The sequence below is a fragment of the Bosea sp. AS-1 genome (genome assembly GCF_002220095.1).
Lineage (GTDB): Bacteria > Pseudomonadota > Alphaproteobacteria > Rhizobiales > Beijerinckiaceae > Allobosea.
The window spans coordinates 4,047,222-4,063,489 of record NZ_CP022372.1; the positions used below are offsets into that span (position 1 = coordinate 4,047,222).

Sequence of the window (16,268 nt, forward strand, 5' to 3'; positions counted from 1 at the left end):
GCAACCTTACACGAGTTCCGTCAGCGACAAACCGCGTCTCAGCGCAGCAGGTTCCAGGCCTTCAGGAAGAAATCGGGCGCACCGAAATTGCCGGATTTGAGGGCGACGACCATGTCCGGACCGTCGACGACGCGCGTCCAGGGCACGCCGGGATCGATCTCGGGGCCGATTTCCAGCGTGCGGACGCCGAGGCCGAGCACGGTCGCGCCCGACGTCTCGCCGCCGGCGACCAGCAGCCGCGTGACGCCGCCCTCCGAGAGTCGCCGCGCCACCTCGGCGAAGGCGTGCTCGACGATGCTGCCCGCCTTCTCGCGGCCGAGCTTGTCCTGAACTGCCGCGACCTCGGCCGGATCGTCGCTCGAATAGAGCAGGAACGGCTTGTCCGCCGGCTGCGCCAACGCCCAGGCTGCGAGCCCTGCCGCATCCTGCCGCCCCTCGACCAAGGCGAAGGGATCGACTTTGAGCGCCGGATACCCCGCCTCCAGCGCCGCCTTGATCTGCCCGCGCGTCGCGGTCGAGCAGCTGCCGGAGATGATGCCGGCGCGGCCAGAAGGGGCCTTGATGTCCTGCGGCCCCGGGCGCTCCGGCAGCAAGCCGGCGCGGCGGAAATTCTGCGGCAGCCCCATCGCGATGCCCGACCCGCCGGTCAGCAGGACATGTTCGGACACCGCATGGCCGAGCGTCATCAGATCTTCGTTGGTCAGGGCGTCGGTCACCGCGTAGCGGACGCCGTCGACCTCGAGTTTGGCAAGGCGGGCCTTCACCGCGCTGGGGCCGGCAAGCACGGTGGCATAGTCGACGAGGCCGACATCCGTCCTCGCCTGTGCCGCCATCAGCCGCATCAGGTTCGAATCCCGCATCGGCGTCAGCGGGTGATCTTTCATCGAGCTTTCGTGCAGCGGCACCGCGCCGACGAAGAGATAGCCCTGATAGATCGAACGGCCATTCGCCGGGAAAGCCGGGCAGACGATGGCTAGCTTCGCGCCGAGCCGCTGCATCAGCGCATTCGCGACGGGACCGATATTGCCTTCGGCGGTGGAATCGAAGGTCGAGCAGTATTTGAACAGGATCTGGCGCGCGCCGGCCGCCAGCAGCGCCTCGCAAGCGGCGAGCGAATCGGCGACCGCCTCGGCCACCGGATTCGTCCGCGATTTCAGTGCGACGACCACGGCATCGGCTTCCGGCAGGGCCACGCCCTGAGCCGGCACACCAATAACCTGCACCGTGCGCATCCCGGCCCGGTTCAGCATCAGTGCCACATCCGTCGCGCCGGTCATGTCGTCGGCGATCACACCCAGAAGCACGGACTACCCTCCCTTTGAATTCCCTTGAGCTGTTCTAGCCGCCGTCCGCGAGCGGCGCGAGCGCCATCGCCGCATCGCCTGTCCGCCTGCCCGACATGCCGGCAGCCTCCGCCCAAGAATCGGGCGGCAGCGCCCACGAATTGATGCGCCGCAGCGTCGACGGCGCCGCAGTTCTGAGTCAACTTGGTCCCGGAAGGAACAAGTTCGCGAATATGGAGCCGGTCGGGGGCGCTGGGCGACCTTTCGAAACGCTCCGAAACACGACGTCCTCGGAGGGGAAAAGCATGAAGCTTCTGAACAGCCTGGTCGCCGCTTCCGCCCTCGTATTGGCCGCCTGGCCCAGCCTGCAACCGGCATCGGCGCAAGCGCCCTCGATATTGCGGATCGGGCTTCAGGAAGACCCGGACATGCTCGATCCGCACAAGGCGCGCACCTTCGTCGGGCGCATCGTCTTCATGGGCCTGTGCGACCGCCTGCTCGACATCACGCCGGACCTGAAGTTGGTGCCGCGCCTCGCGACATCGTGGGAATTCTCCGCCGACGGGCTGACGCTGACGATGAAGCTGCGCAGCGACGCCAAGTTCCACGATGGCGAAGCCTTCAACGCCGCCGCCGCGAAAGCCAATCTCGAACGGGCAATGACCCTGCCCGAATCGCTGCGCAAATCGGAACTAGCCTCGGTGGCCTCGGTCGAGGCGCCCGATCCCGCGACGCTGGTCCTCAAGCTCAAGCGGCCCGACGCGACGCTCCTCTCCCAGCTCACCGACCGCGCCGGCATGATGCTGGCGCCGAAGAGCCTCTCCGGCGATGTCGCGGCCAAGCCGATCTGCTCCGGCCCCTATAAATTCGTCGAGCGCGTCCAGAACGACCGCATCGTGCTGGAGAAATTCAAGGAGCACTGGGAGGCGGAGAAGTACAGTTTCGACCGCATCATCTATCGCGCGATCCCCGATACCACCGTCAGGCTCGCCAATCTGCGCGCCGGCGAACTCGACATGCTGGAGCGGCTGGCGCCGACCGACGTGAAATCCGCCAAGGCCGACACCGCGCTCAAGGTGATGAGCATCGCCAATCTCGGCTACCAGGGCATCACCATCAACACAAGCAACGGCGACGCCGCCAAGCAGCCGATGGGGCAGGACAAGCGCGTGCGCCAGGCGCTCTCGCTCGCCATCGACCGGAAAGTCCTGAGCCAGGTGGTGTTCGAAGGGCTCTATGAGCCGATGAACCAGCCCTTCAACCCGGGCAATTTCTATCTCAGCAGCGATTTTCCGGTGCCGGAGCGTGACGTCGCGAAGGCAAAGGCGCTCCTCAAGGAAGCAGGCCAGCCTAAGGTCACAGCCGAACTCTTCGTCACCAACAATCCGGTCGACACCCAGCTCGGCCAGGTGATCCAGGCGATGGCTCAGGAGGCCGGCATCGACGTCCAGCTGCGCGCGACCGAATTCGCCAGCCAGTTGCGCGACCAGCAGCAGGGCAAGTTCCAGATGAGCCGGATCGGCTGGTCCGGGCGGATCGACCCCGACGGCAACATCCACCCCTTCGTGACGACGGGCGGCGGCCAGAACGACGGCAAATATTCCAACCCGGAGGTCGATCGCCTGCTCAACGAGGCCCGCACGATCTACGATCCGGCCGAGCGCAAGAAGCGTTACGACGCGGCGCAGAAGATCCTGCAGGACGAGCTGCCGATCGTCTATCTCTACAACCAGACGGTGTTCTTCGCGCTGCGCAAGAATATCGAGGGCTTCGTGATCAACCCGGACGGCATGATCCGGCTGGCGGGGCTGAAGCGCTCGTGACCACACCGGCGATGTGACGGCCGATGGTCACGCTCATCCTCCGGCGGGTCCTGATCGCGATCCCGACGCTGTTCCTGGTGTCGCTCTTCGTCTTCGCCCTGCAGCGCGCGCTGCCGGGCGATCCCTTCCTCGTCCTCGCTGGCGAGGAGCGCGATCCCGAGGCGATCGCCCGGCTGCGCGAAATCTACCGGATGAACGATCCGGTCTTCGTGCAGTTCTTTGCCTGGCTCGGACAGGTGATACAGGGGGATTTCGGCCGGTCGCTACGCACCGGCGAGCCGGTTCTGGGGCTCATCCTGCAGAAACTGCCGGTGACGCTCCAGCTCGCCGTCGCCTCGATGCTGGTCGCGGTCGCGATCGGCATCCCCATCGGCATCCTGGCGGCGCGACGCAAGGGCACGGTGGCCGACTATTCGGCCAGCGCGGTCGCGCTCTCCGGCCTGTCGATCCCGAACTTCTGGCTCGGCATCATGCTGATCCTGCTGGTCTCGGTGCATCTCAAATGGCTGCCCGCCTCGGGCTACGAATCGATTTTCGTCGATCCCAAGGCCGCGATCGAGCGCCTGATCATGCCGGCCTTCGTGCTCGGAAACGGGCTTGCCGCCTTTCTGATGCGCCATACCCGCTCGGCCATGCTGGAGGTGCTGCGCTCCGACTATGTCCGCACCGCCCGGGCCAAGGGGCTGGACGAGGACACCGTCGTGCACCGCCATGCCCTGCGCAACGCGCTGGTGCCGATCATCACGCTGACGACACTCCTCTTCGGCGAATTGCTGGCCGGCGCGGTGCTGACAGAGCAGGTCTTCACAATCCCCGGCTTCGGCAAGCTCATCGTCGATGCCGTGTTCAACCGCGACTACGGCGTGGTGCAGGGTGTGGTGCTGTGTACCGCGATCGGCTTCATCCTGATGAACCTGCTGGCCGACATCCTCTACATCCTCGTCAACCCGCGGTTGAGGGCGGCCTGATGGCCTCGATGGATTCGCTTTCCGCGGGCACCGGCGCGGCTAACGGGATGACGACGCGGCCCGGCGTGCTGGCCCGCCTGCTGCGCAACCCCTCGGCACTGATCGGCGGGGGGCTCGTGCTGCTCTTCGTGCTGATGGCGGTGCTGGCACCGATCCTGCCGCTGGCGGACCCGTTCAAGTCGAATTTCCTGGCCATCCGCAAGCCGCCTTCGGAGCTCTACTGGTTCGGCACCGACGAGCTCGGACGCGACCAGGTCTCGCGGCTGTTCTTCGGCGCGCAGGCCTCGCTGCTCGCCGGAATCGTGTCGGTGCTGATTGCGGTCGCCATCGGCCTGCCCTTCGGGCTGCTGGCCGGCTGGTATGGCGGCTGGGTCGACATCGTGATCTCGCGGATCACCGAGGCCCTGCTCGCCTGCCCCTTCCTGATCCTCGCCATCGCCTTCGCGGCAGTGCTCGGCCCGTCGTTGACCAATGCGATGATCGCGATCGGCCTCTCGGCCGTGCCGATCTTCATCCGGCTGGTGCGGGGCCAGGTGATGAGCGTCAAGGTCGAGGATTTCGTCGAAGGTGCGCGGGCGGTCGGGGCGCGGGACCTGCGTTTGATGTTCCGACATGTGCTGCCGAACACGCTCTCGCCGATCATCGTGCAGTCGACATTGTTCATGGCGCGGGCGATCATCCTGGAAGCCGCCCTGTCCTTCCTCGGGCTGGGCCAGCAGCCGCCGGCGCCGTCCTGGGGCCAGATGCTCAACGTCGCCAAGAACTTCATGGAGCAGGCACCCTGGATGTCGGTGGCGCCGGGCATCTGCATCTTCCTGGCCGTGCTCGGTTTCAACCTGCTGGGCGACGGCTTGCGCGATGCGCTCGATCCCAGGGAGACTTAGATGACACCGGCCGCTTTCGACCTTCACCGCTGACACCGTTTCGACCCTTTTCCACGACTGGATAGGCCCATGTTCACCACCCGCCCCGAAATCCTCGGCACCTTCGGCGTCGTCACCTCGACCCACTGGCTCGCCACCGCCTCCGGCATGGCGATGCTGGAAAAGGGCGGCAACGCCTTCGACGCCTGCGCCGCCGCCGCCCTCGTGCTGCAGGTGGTGGAGCCGCATCTCGTCGGCCCGGCCGGCGACATGCCGGCGGTGTTTTATTCCACCGAGACGAAGAAGGTCGAAGTGCTCTGCGCCCAGGGCAGCGCCCCGCAGGCCGCGACCATCGCCGCCTACAAGGCACTCGGCCTCGACATGATTCCGGGCTCGGGCCTGCTGGCGACCGTGGTGCCGGGCGCTTTCGGTGGCTGGATGACGCTGCTGCGCGATCATGGCCGCCTCAAGCTTCGCGATGTTCTGGAGCCGGCGATCGGCTATTTCGAGAACGGCCACCCGATGCTGCCGCGCGTCTCCGATTCGATCCGGGAGCTGACCGACCTCTTCACCCATGAATGGCCGACTTCGGGCGCAGTCTATCTGCCGGGCGGCAACGTGCCGGAAGCGCGCAAGCTCTTTGCCAACAAGGCGGCGGCGGCCACCTACAAGCGCATCCTCTCCGAGGCGGAAGCCGCCGGCTCGGACCGGCAGGAGCAGATCCAGGCCGCTTACGACGCCTGGTACAAGGGCTTCGTCGCGGAGGCGATGGACCGGTTCTGCCGCGCCACCGAGGTCATGGATTCCTCGGGCCGGCGCAACAAGGGCCTGCTCACTGCCGACGACATGGCGCGCTGGCAACCCACCTATGAGACACCGGCCTCGGCGACCTATCACGACTGGGAGGTCTTCAAGATCGGCCCCTGGGGCCAGGGCCCGGTCTTCCTGCAGACGCTGAAGATCCTCGAAGGCATCGACCTTGCCGGAATGGGCCCGGCAAGCCCGGAGTTCGTGCACCATGTCGTCGAGGCGATGAAGCTCGCCTTCGCCGACCGCGAGGCCTATTACGGCGACCCGGACTTCGTGAAGGTGCCGCTCGCCACGCTGCTTTCCGAGGACTATGCCGCCGGGCGGCGCAACCTGATCGGCGAGCGCGCCTCGCTGGAGCTGCGTCCCGGCGTCGTGCCCGGCTTCGAGGACCAGGTCGCGCATGCATTGAGGGCGCTCGGCGACATTGCCCAGCCGGGCTCGACCAGCGCCGCCGTCGGTGAGCCGACCATGGCCTCGATGGTCGCTGCCGGGCGCAAGGGCGACACCGTCCATATCGACGTCATCGACAAGTGGGGCAACATGATCGCGGCGACGCCTTCGGGCGGCTGGCTGCAATCCTCGCCCGTCATCCCGGAACTCGGCTTCCCGCTCAACTCGCGGGCGCAGATGTTCTGGCTGGAGGAAGGCTTGCCGTCCTCGCTCGCGCCCGGCAAACGGCCGCGCACGACGCTGACGCCGTCGCTCGCCTTCGAGCGGGGCCAGCCGCGCCTCGCCTTCGGCACGCCGGGCGGCGACCAGCAGGAGCAGTGGCAACTCGGCCTGTTCCTGCGCCGGGTCCATCACGGGCTCAACCTGCAGGAGGCGATCGACCTGCCGCTGTTCCACACCCAGCACTTCCCCTCCTCCTTCTACCCGCGCGCCTCGCGGCCGGGCCACATGATGATCGAGGAGAGCATCGGCGCCGCCGCCCTGGCGGAGTTGGCGCGGCGCGGCCATGTCATCGAGAAGGCCCCGGCCTGGACCGTCGGGCGGCTCACCGCGGCGGAACGCAGCAGCGACGGGCTCTTGCGCGCCGCCGCGACGCCGCGTCTGATGCAGGCCTATGCCGCCGGCCGCTAAGCATCGGACCAACAATGAGATAGATCATCGTTATCGCGTCCGAATGGACGCGCGATGATCTAGGGAGCTGACCGCATGACCTGGTCCATCGTCGCCCGTGACGCCGCGACTGGCGCCTATGGCGTCGCCGTCTCGACCTGCGCCTTCGCCGTCGGCGCGCGCGTGCCTTATGGCGGCGGGCGCACCGGCGCCATCGCAACCCAGGCCTTCGTCAACCCGCTCTACGGGATCGACGGCCTACGCCTCCTGCAGGAAGGGCGTTCCGCCGTCGAGATCGTCGCGACCCTGACCGCCGCCGATGAAGGCCGCGCCCACCGGCAGCTCCACGTCATCGACCGCGACGGCAAGATCGCCGCCCATACGGGCGCGGCCTGCATCGACTGGTGCGGGGCGGTGGACGGCCCGCAGGTCTCGGTCGCCGGGAACATGCTGGCAGGGCCCGAGGTCGTGCAGGAAACGCTCAAGGCCTATATCGCCGCCTCGGCACTCGATTTCGACGAGCGCCTGCTGGTCGCGCTCGAGGCCGGCGAGAAGGCTGGCGGCGACAAGCGCGGCAAGCAATCCGCCGCGATCCGGATCTGGAGCAGCGAGCCGATGCCGAGCCTCGACATCCGCGTCGACGATCATGCCGATCCACTCAAGGAGCTGCGCCGTCTCTGGCGCGTCGCGCATCAGCGCTCGGTGCCATTCCAGCAGGCCTCGCCGTCGCGCAGCCGCCCCGCCGGCGTCACCGACCGGGCCGAGCTCGACCGGCTCTGCACGGAATACGCCGCGAACTGGAACGCGCGGCATCCGGAGTGAGCGGAGAACCCTCTCCCGGAGGGTTCTCCGAACACTTCAGGACAGTTTGCCGCGCGCCGCGACCGGCAATTCGCCGATGAGCTTGTCGCCGCGCACGGTGATGAGCCGGTCGACCATGTTGACGACGACGCAGACATGGTTCGGCACGATGCGAACCACCTCGCCCACCACCGGTCGCTCGTTCGTGCCCGACAGGTCGAGGAAGCCGTGCTCCTCGGCGAACTGCGCGATCCGCGCCTGCGGGTATTCGAGGATCAGCCCGTGGCCGTCGAGATTGCCCTTGTCACTGGTCAGCGTCTTGGAGCCGGAATCGAGGATGCCCCGCTCGGGCGCCGCCCGGCTCACCACGGTGGCGTAGACATTGAGCGCGCAATCATCGAGCGTGGCGACACCGGCCGCCATCTGCATGCGATCATTGAAGATCGAGGTGCCGGAGCGGTGCTCGGTCGAGCCCTTCAGCTTGCCGATATGGGGGAGATTGGGAGAGCCGCCGGTGGAGACGATATCGGCCTTGAGACCGGCATCGTGCAGGCCGGCATTGGCGGTGTCGAGGAACACCTGTGTCCGCTCCCAGCCATCCTCCGGCGGGTACATCAGGAAGCCGGCGAAGCGCAGGCCGGGCGAAGCGGCAACCATCTTCGCAAGCTCGACCGCCTCGCCGGGCGTCTCGACGCCGGCGCGCTTGCGCCCGGTATCGCATTCGATCACCACCTCAAGATCACGGCCTGCAATCTCGCCGGCGCGGGGCAGTCCGGAGATCGTGACGGGATTGTCGGCGGCGACGATCATCCGGACGCGACGCTGGAGTGCGCCGAGGCGGCCCAGCTTTTCCTCGCCGAGGATGTTGTAGCTGATCATGATGTCGTCGATGCCGCCATCGGCCATGACCTCGGCTTCGCCGAGCTTCTGGCAGGTGATGCCGCGCGCGCCGGCCTCGATCTGGAGGCGGGCCAGCACCGGCGACTTATGCGTCTTGATATGCGGGCGGTTGGCGAGGCCGGCTGCGTCGCAGGTCGCCTGGAGACGGGCGATGTTGGCATCGACCTTGTCGAGATCGATCACCACCGCCGGCGTGCCGTAGATACGGGCGATCTCGGCGGCGAGCGAGGTCGCGGCCGGCTGGTTGAGCGACGCGGAGGTGGTAGCGGTCACGCTCATGGCAGCACCTTCACGATCACCTCGATCTCGACGGTCATACGGTTCGGCAGCGAGCCCATGCCGACAGCCGAGCGGGCATGGCGACCGCGATCCCCCAGCACGGCGACGAAGAGGTCTGAGCAGCCGTTGATGACCTTGGGATGATCGGAGAAGTCCGGCGCGGCATTGACCATGCCGAGCAGCTTGACGATCTCGATCTTGTCGAGCGAGCCGGCAGCCTTCTTCATCGCGGCGAGCAGGCCGAGGCCGGTCTGCTTCGCGTGCTCATAAGCCTGCTCGATGGTGACGTCGGCGCCGACCTTACCGGTCGGATAGGTGCCGTCGGCGCGCTTGGGCCCCTGCCCCGAGAGATAGATCATGTCACCGACTTGCTTGAAGCTGACATAGGTCGCGACCGGGCTCGGCACCTCCGGCAAGGTCAACCCCAGTTCCTTCAGCTTGTCATCGGCACTCATGGTCTTCTCCTCGAACGCTCTCGATGCAAGGTCGTCTCAACCTTGCAAATCACGGCGCATGTAGCGGGCGGCATCGTCGTAGCTTGCGAGCTTGCGATCAAGCGCGGGGTCATGCACCGCGTGAAAACCCTGCCGCTGCCAGAAGCCGGTCGAATCGTTGACCGCAACCAGCGCCAGGCTGGAACAACCTCTCCGCACAGCCTCGCCGGCAATCCAGGCAATGATGTGCCCGGCTGAACCTGTGCCCCTGCCCTGCGGCAGCAGCGCGAGGTCATGGATGTACCAGTTCACGGTGCCGGGCGGGATGGCGCCGAGCAGCGAATTCAGGGCCGGGACCGCTCCCGCCGGCCAGGGATGGCTGACGAGATAGCCGAGCAGCGCGCCCGCCAGATCTGCCAGCACATGGCAGCCGGCTGGCGCGAGGCGCAGCCTTTCGGCGAAGACGGCCTCGTCTTCCGGGTAGTCGGGATGCACGACGGCCGCGATCTCCATCACGGCCGGAAGATCGGCCGGCGCCATCCGGCGCCAGGCCATTTCACGCGTCATGAAGCGCTCAAGCCGCGACCTTCGGGAACTTGCTGGTCCGCTTCGGATGCCACCACTTGCCCTTGAGCACGACGCCCTCGGAGACGAACTTCCTGTCGCCGATCAGATGCTCGCCGACGACGTCGACATAGTCGAACTTGCCTTCCTTGACCGTCAGGATCGTCGCGTCGCCGAGCGAACCGACCTTGAGCGAGCCGTATTCCGGACGCTTCAGCGCCATGGCGGCGTTCACCGTCGAGGCGGCGATGACGTTGTTCAGGCTCATGCCCATGCACAGGAACTTCGACATGGTGGTGACCTGATCGAAGGCGGGGCCGTCGATGCAGAGCTTGTGCACGTCCGAGGAGATCACGTCCGGCTCGAAGCCGTTGGCCAGCATGGCGCGGGTGGTCTTGAAGGAGAACGAGCCCTTGCCGTGGCCGATGTCGAAGATCACGCCCCGCTTGCGGGCGGCGAGCACCTCCGGCTTCACCGTGCCCTGCGCGGTCGCCGGCGCATTCGGGAAGGGGCGGAAGGCGTGCGTCAGCACGTCGCCCGGCCGCAGCATGCCGATGACTTCCTCATAGGACGGTGGCGGGTGGTCGATATGGCACATCAGAGGCATGCCGACCTCGTCGGCGACCTGCAGCGCGATGTTGAGCGGCTTGGTGCCCTGATCGCCCGAGGCGTGCAGGCCGACGCGGACCTTGATGCCGACGATGTAATCGCGGTTCTTGTCGGCGACCTCGGCGCAGTCGATCGGGTTCATCATGCGCATATCGCCGCTCTCGCCGACCATGACGCGATGATCGAAGCCATAGATGCCGGCATGCGAGACATGGAGATAGGCGAGGATGCGTGCCTGGCTCGGCTCGATGACGTGCTTGCGGAAGCCCGCCCAGTTGCCGGGGCCGGCCGAGCCGGTATCGACCGAGGTGGTGACGCCGGAGAGCCGGCAGAACTCGTCGGCGTCGATGCCGAGCGAGGTGCCGCCCCAGTAGACATGGGTGTGCAGGTCGATCAGGCCGGGCGTGACGATATAGCCGGAGACATCCCGGATCTCCTTGGCGCCCTTCAGGTCCTTGCCGAAGCCGGAGACCTTGCCGTCGGTAAAGGCGACATCGATGACGCCGTCGTGCTTCTGGGACGGGTCGATGACGCGTCCGCCTTTGAGGATGATGTCGTGGGTCATCGAAAACTACTCCGCAGGCCAATCAGCAAGACGACGGCGGCGCCGCTCAGTCAGAAGGAGGAAGCCGGCCCCTGTCGCACGATAGAGAAGGCGCGCCCGAAATACAGATGCAATTCGGGAATGAAGAGTTGCGAAATCGTCGGGTCCTGGATCGGCGTGTATTTCGCGCTGCCGTCGCGATCGTCATGCTTCTTGTTCTTGAGATAGGCCGTCAGCCCGCGCCCGCGGAAGGCGTCGAGCCGGTCGATGAGCTGGGCGACCACGACCACGCCGCAATCGCCCCATTCATAAGGGATCGCGAGATAGAGCTTGGCCGCATAGCTTAGCGGCGCCTCGCCGATGTTGCGTGCATAGCGCGTCATGGTCGCCGAGGCGCTGGCGGTCGTCCGAACCTTGGTGAAAACCTCGTGATCCGTCCACCAGCCGCCGGCGGAGGCGCGCTGCGGATCCTGGGCGAAGCGGTTCGAATCGCAGAATCGATAATAGTTCTGGCCGACGCTGAGATGCACCCGCTGGACATGAGACATCCCGCCGTTCTGCCCACGCGCGGAGAAGCCGCGGGCCTCCTGCTCGCAGGCCGTAAGCTTCGGCGGGAAAAAGCAATTCACATTCAACGGATCGGGCGACACGGGCTTATCCTTCCAAGAGTGGCCCTGCCCCCTTGCGCTCGACGATCAGCCCATAGGCCTGCGGCTCGCGATGTTTCGCGAAGTTGAAGGTCGAGGCCTTGTAGCTCTTGCCGAGGTCCATGTCGCAACGGGCGATGATGAGTTCATCGCCTTCCGTCACAGCCTGCGCCACGACCTCGCCGGTCGGGGCGATGATGCAGGAGCCGCCGATCTGGTCGACCCCGGCCTCCGGCCCCGCCTTGGCGACGCCGACGACCCAGGTGGCGTTCTGATAGGCGCCGGCCTGCATCACGAGCTGATTATGGAAGTTTCCGAGGCGGTCATGGTCGGGCGCGGGCGGGTTGTGCTTCGGCGTGTTGTAGCCAAGCACGATCAGCTCCACGTCCTGCAAACCCATGACGCGGTAACTTTCGGGCCAGCGCCGGTCATTGCAGATCATCATGCCGATATTGGCGTCCATCGTACGCCAGACCGGCCAGCCGAGATTGCCAGTCTCGAAATAGCGCTTCTCGAGATTCTGGAACGGTGCGTCGGGCCGGTGCTCGGGATGGCCGGGCAGATGGATCTTGCGATACTTGCCGACGATCGTGCCGCTCTTGTCCACCAGGATCGCGGTGTTGAAGCGGCGCTTGCGCCCCTCCTCATGGGCGAGTTCGCAAAAGCCCAGATGAAAGCCGATGCCGAGGCGCCTGCTCTCCTCGAAAAGCGGCGCTGTCTCGTTCGAGGGCATCGCAGCCTCGAAGTAGGAGTCGATCTCGGCCTCGTCGTCGATCCACCAATGCGGGAAGAAGGCGGTCAGCGCCGCCTCCGGATAGACCACGAGATCGACGCCGTGCTCCTTGGCCTGTCGCATCAGCGCGATCATCCGCGCCACGGCCGAAGCCCGGTTCTCGCTGCGCTGGATCGGACCGAGCTGGGCGGCGGCGACGGTCAGGATTCGGCTCACGGCGGGATGCTCCGGGGAAGATTCGAGATGGAAGGACGGGCCGGCACCTCAGACGCCGGCCCGGATGTGCGAGCGCTGGCGTCAGAGCCGCTTGGCGACGCGCGGGTCGAGCGAGTCGCGCAGGCCGTCGCCGAGCAGGTTCACCGCCAGGACGGTGATCGAGAGGAACACCGCCGGGAACAGGATGATGTGCGGCTTCACCTGCCAGAGCGCCCGCCCCTCGGCCATGATGTTGCCCCAGGACGGAGTCGCAGGCGGCACACCGGCGCCGATGAAGGAGAGGATCGCCTCGACGATCATGGCGCTGGCGCAGATGTAGGTCGCCTGCACGCTCATCGGTGCAAAAGTGTTGGGCAGGATATGCCGCCAGATGATGCGCGGCGCCTTTGCGCCATTGGCCACCGCCGCCTCGACATAGGGCTGCTCGCGCAGGGACAGCACGACACCGCGGACGAGCCGCGCGACGCGGGGGATTTCGGCGATGGTGATGGCGACGATGACGTTGCCGATCGAGCCGCGGGTCAGCGCCATCAGGGCGATGGCGAGCAGGATCGGCGGAATCGACATCCATCCGTCGATGATGCGCATGATAATCCCGTCGGCCCAGCGCATGAAGCCGGCGAACAGGCCGATGGCGAGCCCGATGGCCGAGGACAGGATCGCCACGCTGAAGCCGACGAGCAGCGAGACGCGCGCGCCGTAGATCACACGCGAATAGACGTCACGGCCGAGCATGTCGGTGCCGAACCAGTAGAGCTCGGAGGGCACCCGCGTGCGCCGTGCCGGCGAGATCGCCGTCGGGTCGACCGTGCCGAGGAACCCGGCGAAGACCGCGATCAGCCCCATGAGGACGAGCAGGCCGCCGCCGATCGCGACGGAGGGGTGGCGGCGCAGATAGCGGCCGAAGCGGACGAGCCGGCTGGCTTCGACGGCCTGTGCGGAAGCGGCTGGGGCGGCAGCCGCCGCGATGGAGGGTTGAGCGGTCAATAGCGGATCCTCGGGTCGACGAGCGTGTAGGTCAGGTCGATCAGCAGGTTCACCAGCACGTAGACCAGGCTGAACATCAGCACGACGCCCTGGATGACGGGGTAGTCGCGCCGCAGGATGGCATCGACGGTGAGCCGGCCGAGGCCGGGAATCGCGAAGACGCTCTCGGTGACGACGGCGCCGCCGATCAGCAGTGCGATGCCGATGCCGATGATAGTAACGATCGGCACGGCCGCGTTCTTGAGCGAATGCAGGAAGAGCACGTCCTTCTGCGTCACGCCCTTGGCATTGGCGGTGCGAACGTAATCCTGCTGCAGCACCTCGAGCATGGTGGCGCGGGTGATGCGCGCGATCAGCGCGACATAGACCAGCCCCAGCGTCACTGTCGGCAGGATCAGGTTCCTGAACCAGGGCCAGATGCCGTCTGCGAGCGGCGTGTAGCCCTGGACCGGCAGCCAGTCGAGCTTCAGCGCGAAGATCCAGGCGAGGAGGTAGCCGACGACGAAGACCGGCACGGAAAAGCCGAGCACGGCGAAGGCCATCGCGCTCTTGTCGACCCAGGTGCCGGCCTTCCAGGCTGCGATCACGCCCATGGGCACGGCGATCACCACCGCGAAGATCAGAGTCAGCACCATCAGCGACACGGTCGGCTCGATGCGTTGGGCGATGAGCTGCGTCACCGGCAGGTTGGTGAAGATCGAGGTTCCGAGGTCACCCTGCAGGATCCGCCACGACCATTCGCCGAAGCGGATGAGGTAGGGCCGGTCGAGCCCCAGGCTCTCGCGAATACGCAGCACATCGGCCGGCGAGGCCTGGTCGCCGGCGATGATCGCCGCCGGGTCGCCCGGGGCGATGTAGAGCAGGGAGAACACGAACAGCGCAACGAGCGCCATCACCGGGATGGTCGCGACGATGCGTCTGACGATGAATGCAAGCATGGAGCCGTCCGAACCTCGTTCAAATCTGAGCGGGTGCCGCGGCCGAAGCAGATATTCCGGTCGCGGCAATGCGAAGTGCCGGAGCCAATGGCTCCGCGGGCGCGGGAGCAGCCGAGCCGCCCCGTGCAATCATCGGTCAGGCTTTCGAAACTCCCCAGAAGAACGGCAACGGGCCGGACACCACGCCGGTGACGTTCTTCCGCCAGGCCTGATAGTTGAGATAGAAGCCGGTCGGCGCATAGACGACGTTCTCGACCGCAGCCTTGTTGAGCCGCCCGAGCGCGGCCTTTTCCTCGGCAAGGTCCTTGGCGGCGAACCAGTTCGTCACCTCGGTCTCGACCGCCGGCACGTCCGGCCAGCCGAACCACGCCTTGTCGCCATTGGCGCGGATCGCGGTGTAGGCGGCCGGATTGATGCAGTCGGCACCGGCGTGCCAGGTGTGGAACATGCTCCAGCCCCCCTGCCCCGGCGGGGTCTTCTGGGCGCGGCGCGCGCCGACCGTGCCCCAGTCGGTGGCGACGAAATCGACATTCATGCCGATGCTCTTCAGCAATTCGGCGGTGACGTCGCCCATCGACTTGGTCGCCGCCATGTCCTGCGCCACCACGCAGACGACCGGCTCGCCCTTGTAGCCGGATTCGGCGAGGAGCTTCTTGGCGGCGGCGACGTTGTGCGCCTTCATCATGGCGCCGCCCTCTTCCGTGTAGAGCGGGGTGCCGGGAGTGAAGAAGCCACCGAGCTGCTTCCAGAGCTTGTCGTCGTCGCCGACGACGGCGCGCATGTAGTCCTCCTGGTTCAGCGCGGTCATCACCGCCTGACGCACCTTCACATTGTTGAAGGGCGGGAAGAGGTGGTTCATGCGGAAGGCGCCGATATTGCCGAGCGGATCGCCGATATCGACGTTGATACTGGCATTGCCCTTGAGCACGGGAATGAGGTCGGCGAGCGGCGTCTCCCACCAGTCGACCTCGCCGTTCTGCAAGGCCGCCGCCGCCGTCGCGGGATCGGGCATGATCACCCATTCGACCCGGTCGAGCAGGATGTTCTTGCCGCCGGCGAGCCAGTCCGCCTTCTCCGAGCGCGGAACATAGTCGGCGAACTTCTCGAACACCGCCTTGGCGCCGGGCACCCATTCGCTCTTGGCGAATTTCATCGGGCCGGAGCCGACATATTCGGTGATCTGCTGGAAGGGATCGGTCTTGGCGATGCGCTCCGGCATGATGAAGGAGCAGGGCGCGTTGTTCTTGGCGAGCGCCAGCAGCATCTTCGGGAAGGGCTGCTTGAGCTGCCATTTCCAGCTGCGATCGTCGATCGCCGAGAGCTCGTTCTCGATCGCCTTGATCATCAGGCCCATCGGGTCGCGGGCCTGCCAGCGCTTCAGGCTCTGGACCACGTCCTTGGCGAGCACCGGGGTGCCGTCATGGAATTTCAGGCCCTGCCGCAGCTTGAAGGTCCAGGTCAAACCGTCGGCGGAGACCTCCTCGGCCTCGACCATCTGGCGCTGCGGCTGGAACTTCGAGTCGATCCCGTAAAGCGTGTCCCAGACCAGCGCCGCGGCATTGCGGACAACATATTGCGTGCCCCAGATGGGGTCGAAATTGGCGAGATTGGCTTGCGGCACGAAGCGCAAGGTCTTGGCCGAGCCCTGCGCAATGGCCGGCATCGCCAGCCCCCCGGCCGCGGCGACGACGCCGGCACCGGTCGCGGATTTCAAAAACGTCCTGCGATCCATCATTCACTCCCCTGAAGCGGCAGCCTCTGACGTGCGGCCTTGGCGCGAGTTTGGGCAGAAAAACCGTCCCTGACAACA

Annotated in this window: 15 protein-coding genes; 5 read left to right on the forward strand and 10 right to left on the reverse strand. The window is 66.4% G+C overall.

Going from position 1 to position 16,268, the window contains the following annotated elements:
• Positions 1-38 precede the first annotated feature (38 nt).
• Positions 39-1,304 (reverse strand): 3-oxo-tetronate kinase, encoded by a 1,266-nt coding sequence (otnK, locus tag CE453_RS21040; RefSeq protein ID WP_089176346.1) that lies wholly within the window; start codon positions 1,302-1,304, stop codon positions 39-41.
• A gap of 284 nt (positions 1,305-1,588) precedes the next feature.
• On the opposite strand from otnK, the gene CE453_RS21045 reads away from it, so the two are divergent.
• The 5 genes from CE453_RS21045 to CE453_RS21065 all read left to right on the forward strand — a co-directional run bounded on the left by CE453_RS21045 (position 1,589) and on the right by CE453_RS21065 (position 7,628).
• Positions 1,589-3,106: an ABC transporter substrate-binding protein gene (locus CE453_RS21045; RefSeq protein ID WP_089176347.1), complete on the forward strand. Its 1,518-nt coding sequence runs from the start codon at positions 1,589-1,591 to the stop codon at positions 3,104-3,106.
• Between the two features lie 23 nt (positions 3,107-3,129).
• Positions 3,130-4,074, forward strand: coding sequence for an ABC transporter permease (locus CE453_RS21050; RefSeq protein ID WP_089176348.1), 945 nt, complete (start codon positions 3,130-3,132; stop codon positions 4,072-4,074).
• 47 nt (positions 4,075-4,121) lie between these two features.
• Positions 4,122-4,958: an ABC transporter permease gene (locus CE453_RS21055; RefSeq protein ID WP_248308144.1), complete on the forward strand. Its 837-nt coding sequence runs from the start codon at positions 4,122-4,124 to the stop codon at positions 4,956-4,958.
• 69 nt (positions 4,959-5,027) lie between these two features.
• Positions 5,028-6,827 carry a gamma-glutamyltransferase family protein gene (locus tag CE453_RS21060; RefSeq protein WP_089176349.1) on the forward strand — a complete coding sequence of 600 codons (1,800 nt, stop codon included), beginning with the start codon at positions 5,028-5,030 and terminating at the stop codon, positions 6,825-6,827.
• A 75-nt stretch (positions 6,828-6,902) separates the two neighbouring features.
• The gene (locus CE453_RS21065) at positions 6,903-7,628 is read left to right on the forward strand and encodes a DUF1028 domain-containing protein (protein ID WP_089176350.1); all 726 of its coding nucleotides are present in this window, start codon (positions 6,903-6,905) and stop codon (positions 7,626-7,628) included.
• 36 nt (positions 7,629-7,664) lie between these two features.
• On the opposite strand, the gene CE453_RS21070 is transcribed toward CE453_RS21065, so the two are convergent.
• The 9 genes from CE453_RS21070 to CE453_RS21110 form a co-directional block, all read right to left on the reverse strand.
• Positions 7,665-8,786, reverse strand: a complete 1,122-nt coding sequence (locus tag CE453_RS21070; protein WP_089176351.1) for a D-TA family PLP-dependent enzyme — start codon at positions 8,784-8,786, stop codon at positions 7,665-7,667.
• Positions 8,783-9,241, reverse strand: a complete 459-nt coding sequence (locus tag CE453_RS21075; RefSeq protein ID WP_089176352.1) for a RidA family protein — start codon at positions 9,239-9,241, stop codon at positions 8,783-8,785. Before CE453_RS21075 ends, CE453_RS21070 begins: the two co-directional genes overlap by 4 nt.
• 36 nt (positions 9,242-9,277) lie before the next feature.
• Positions 9,278-9,787 (reverse strand): GNAT family N-acetyltransferase, encoded by a 510-nt coding sequence (locus tag CE453_RS21080; RefSeq protein WP_198302174.1) that lies wholly within the window; start codon positions 9,785-9,787, stop codon positions 9,278-9,280.
• Positions 9,788-9,794: 7 nt separating this feature from the next.
• Positions 9,795-10,958, reverse strand: a complete 1,164-nt coding sequence (locus tag CE453_RS21085; protein ID WP_089176353.1) for an amidohydrolase/deacetylase family metallohydrolase — start codon at positions 10,956-10,958, stop codon at positions 9,795-9,797.
• A 50-nt stretch (positions 10,959-11,008) separates the two neighbouring features.
• Positions 11,009-11,587, reverse strand: coding sequence for a hypothetical protein (locus CE453_RS21090; protein WP_089176354.1), 579 nt, complete (start codon positions 11,585-11,587; stop codon positions 11,009-11,011).
• Between the two features lie 4 nt (positions 11,588-11,591).
• Positions 11,592-12,533, reverse strand: coding sequence for an N-carbamoyl-D-amino-acid hydrolase (locus tag CE453_RS21095; RefSeq protein ID WP_089176355.1), 942 nt, complete (start codon positions 12,531-12,533; stop codon positions 11,592-11,594).
• An 81-nt stretch (positions 12,534-12,614) separates the two neighbouring features.
• Entirely contained in the window at positions 12,615-13,520 is a 906-nt protein-coding gene (locus tag CE453_RS21100; RefSeq protein WP_248307820.1) for an ABC transporter permease, read from the reverse strand.
• Positions 13,517-14,458 carry an ABC transporter permease gene (locus tag CE453_RS21105; protein WP_089176356.1) on the reverse strand — a complete coding sequence of 314 codons (942 nt, stop codon included), beginning with the start codon at positions 14,456-14,458 and terminating at the stop codon, positions 13,517-13,519. The genes CE453_RS21100 and CE453_RS21105 overlap by 4 nt, the downstream gene beginning before the upstream one ends.
• Before the next feature lie 136 nt (positions 14,459-14,594).
• Entirely contained in the window at positions 14,595-16,190 is a 1,596-nt protein-coding gene (locus CE453_RS21110; RefSeq protein WP_089178067.1) for an ABC transporter substrate-binding protein, read from the reverse strand.
• Positions 16,191-16,268: the final 78 nt, after the last annotated feature.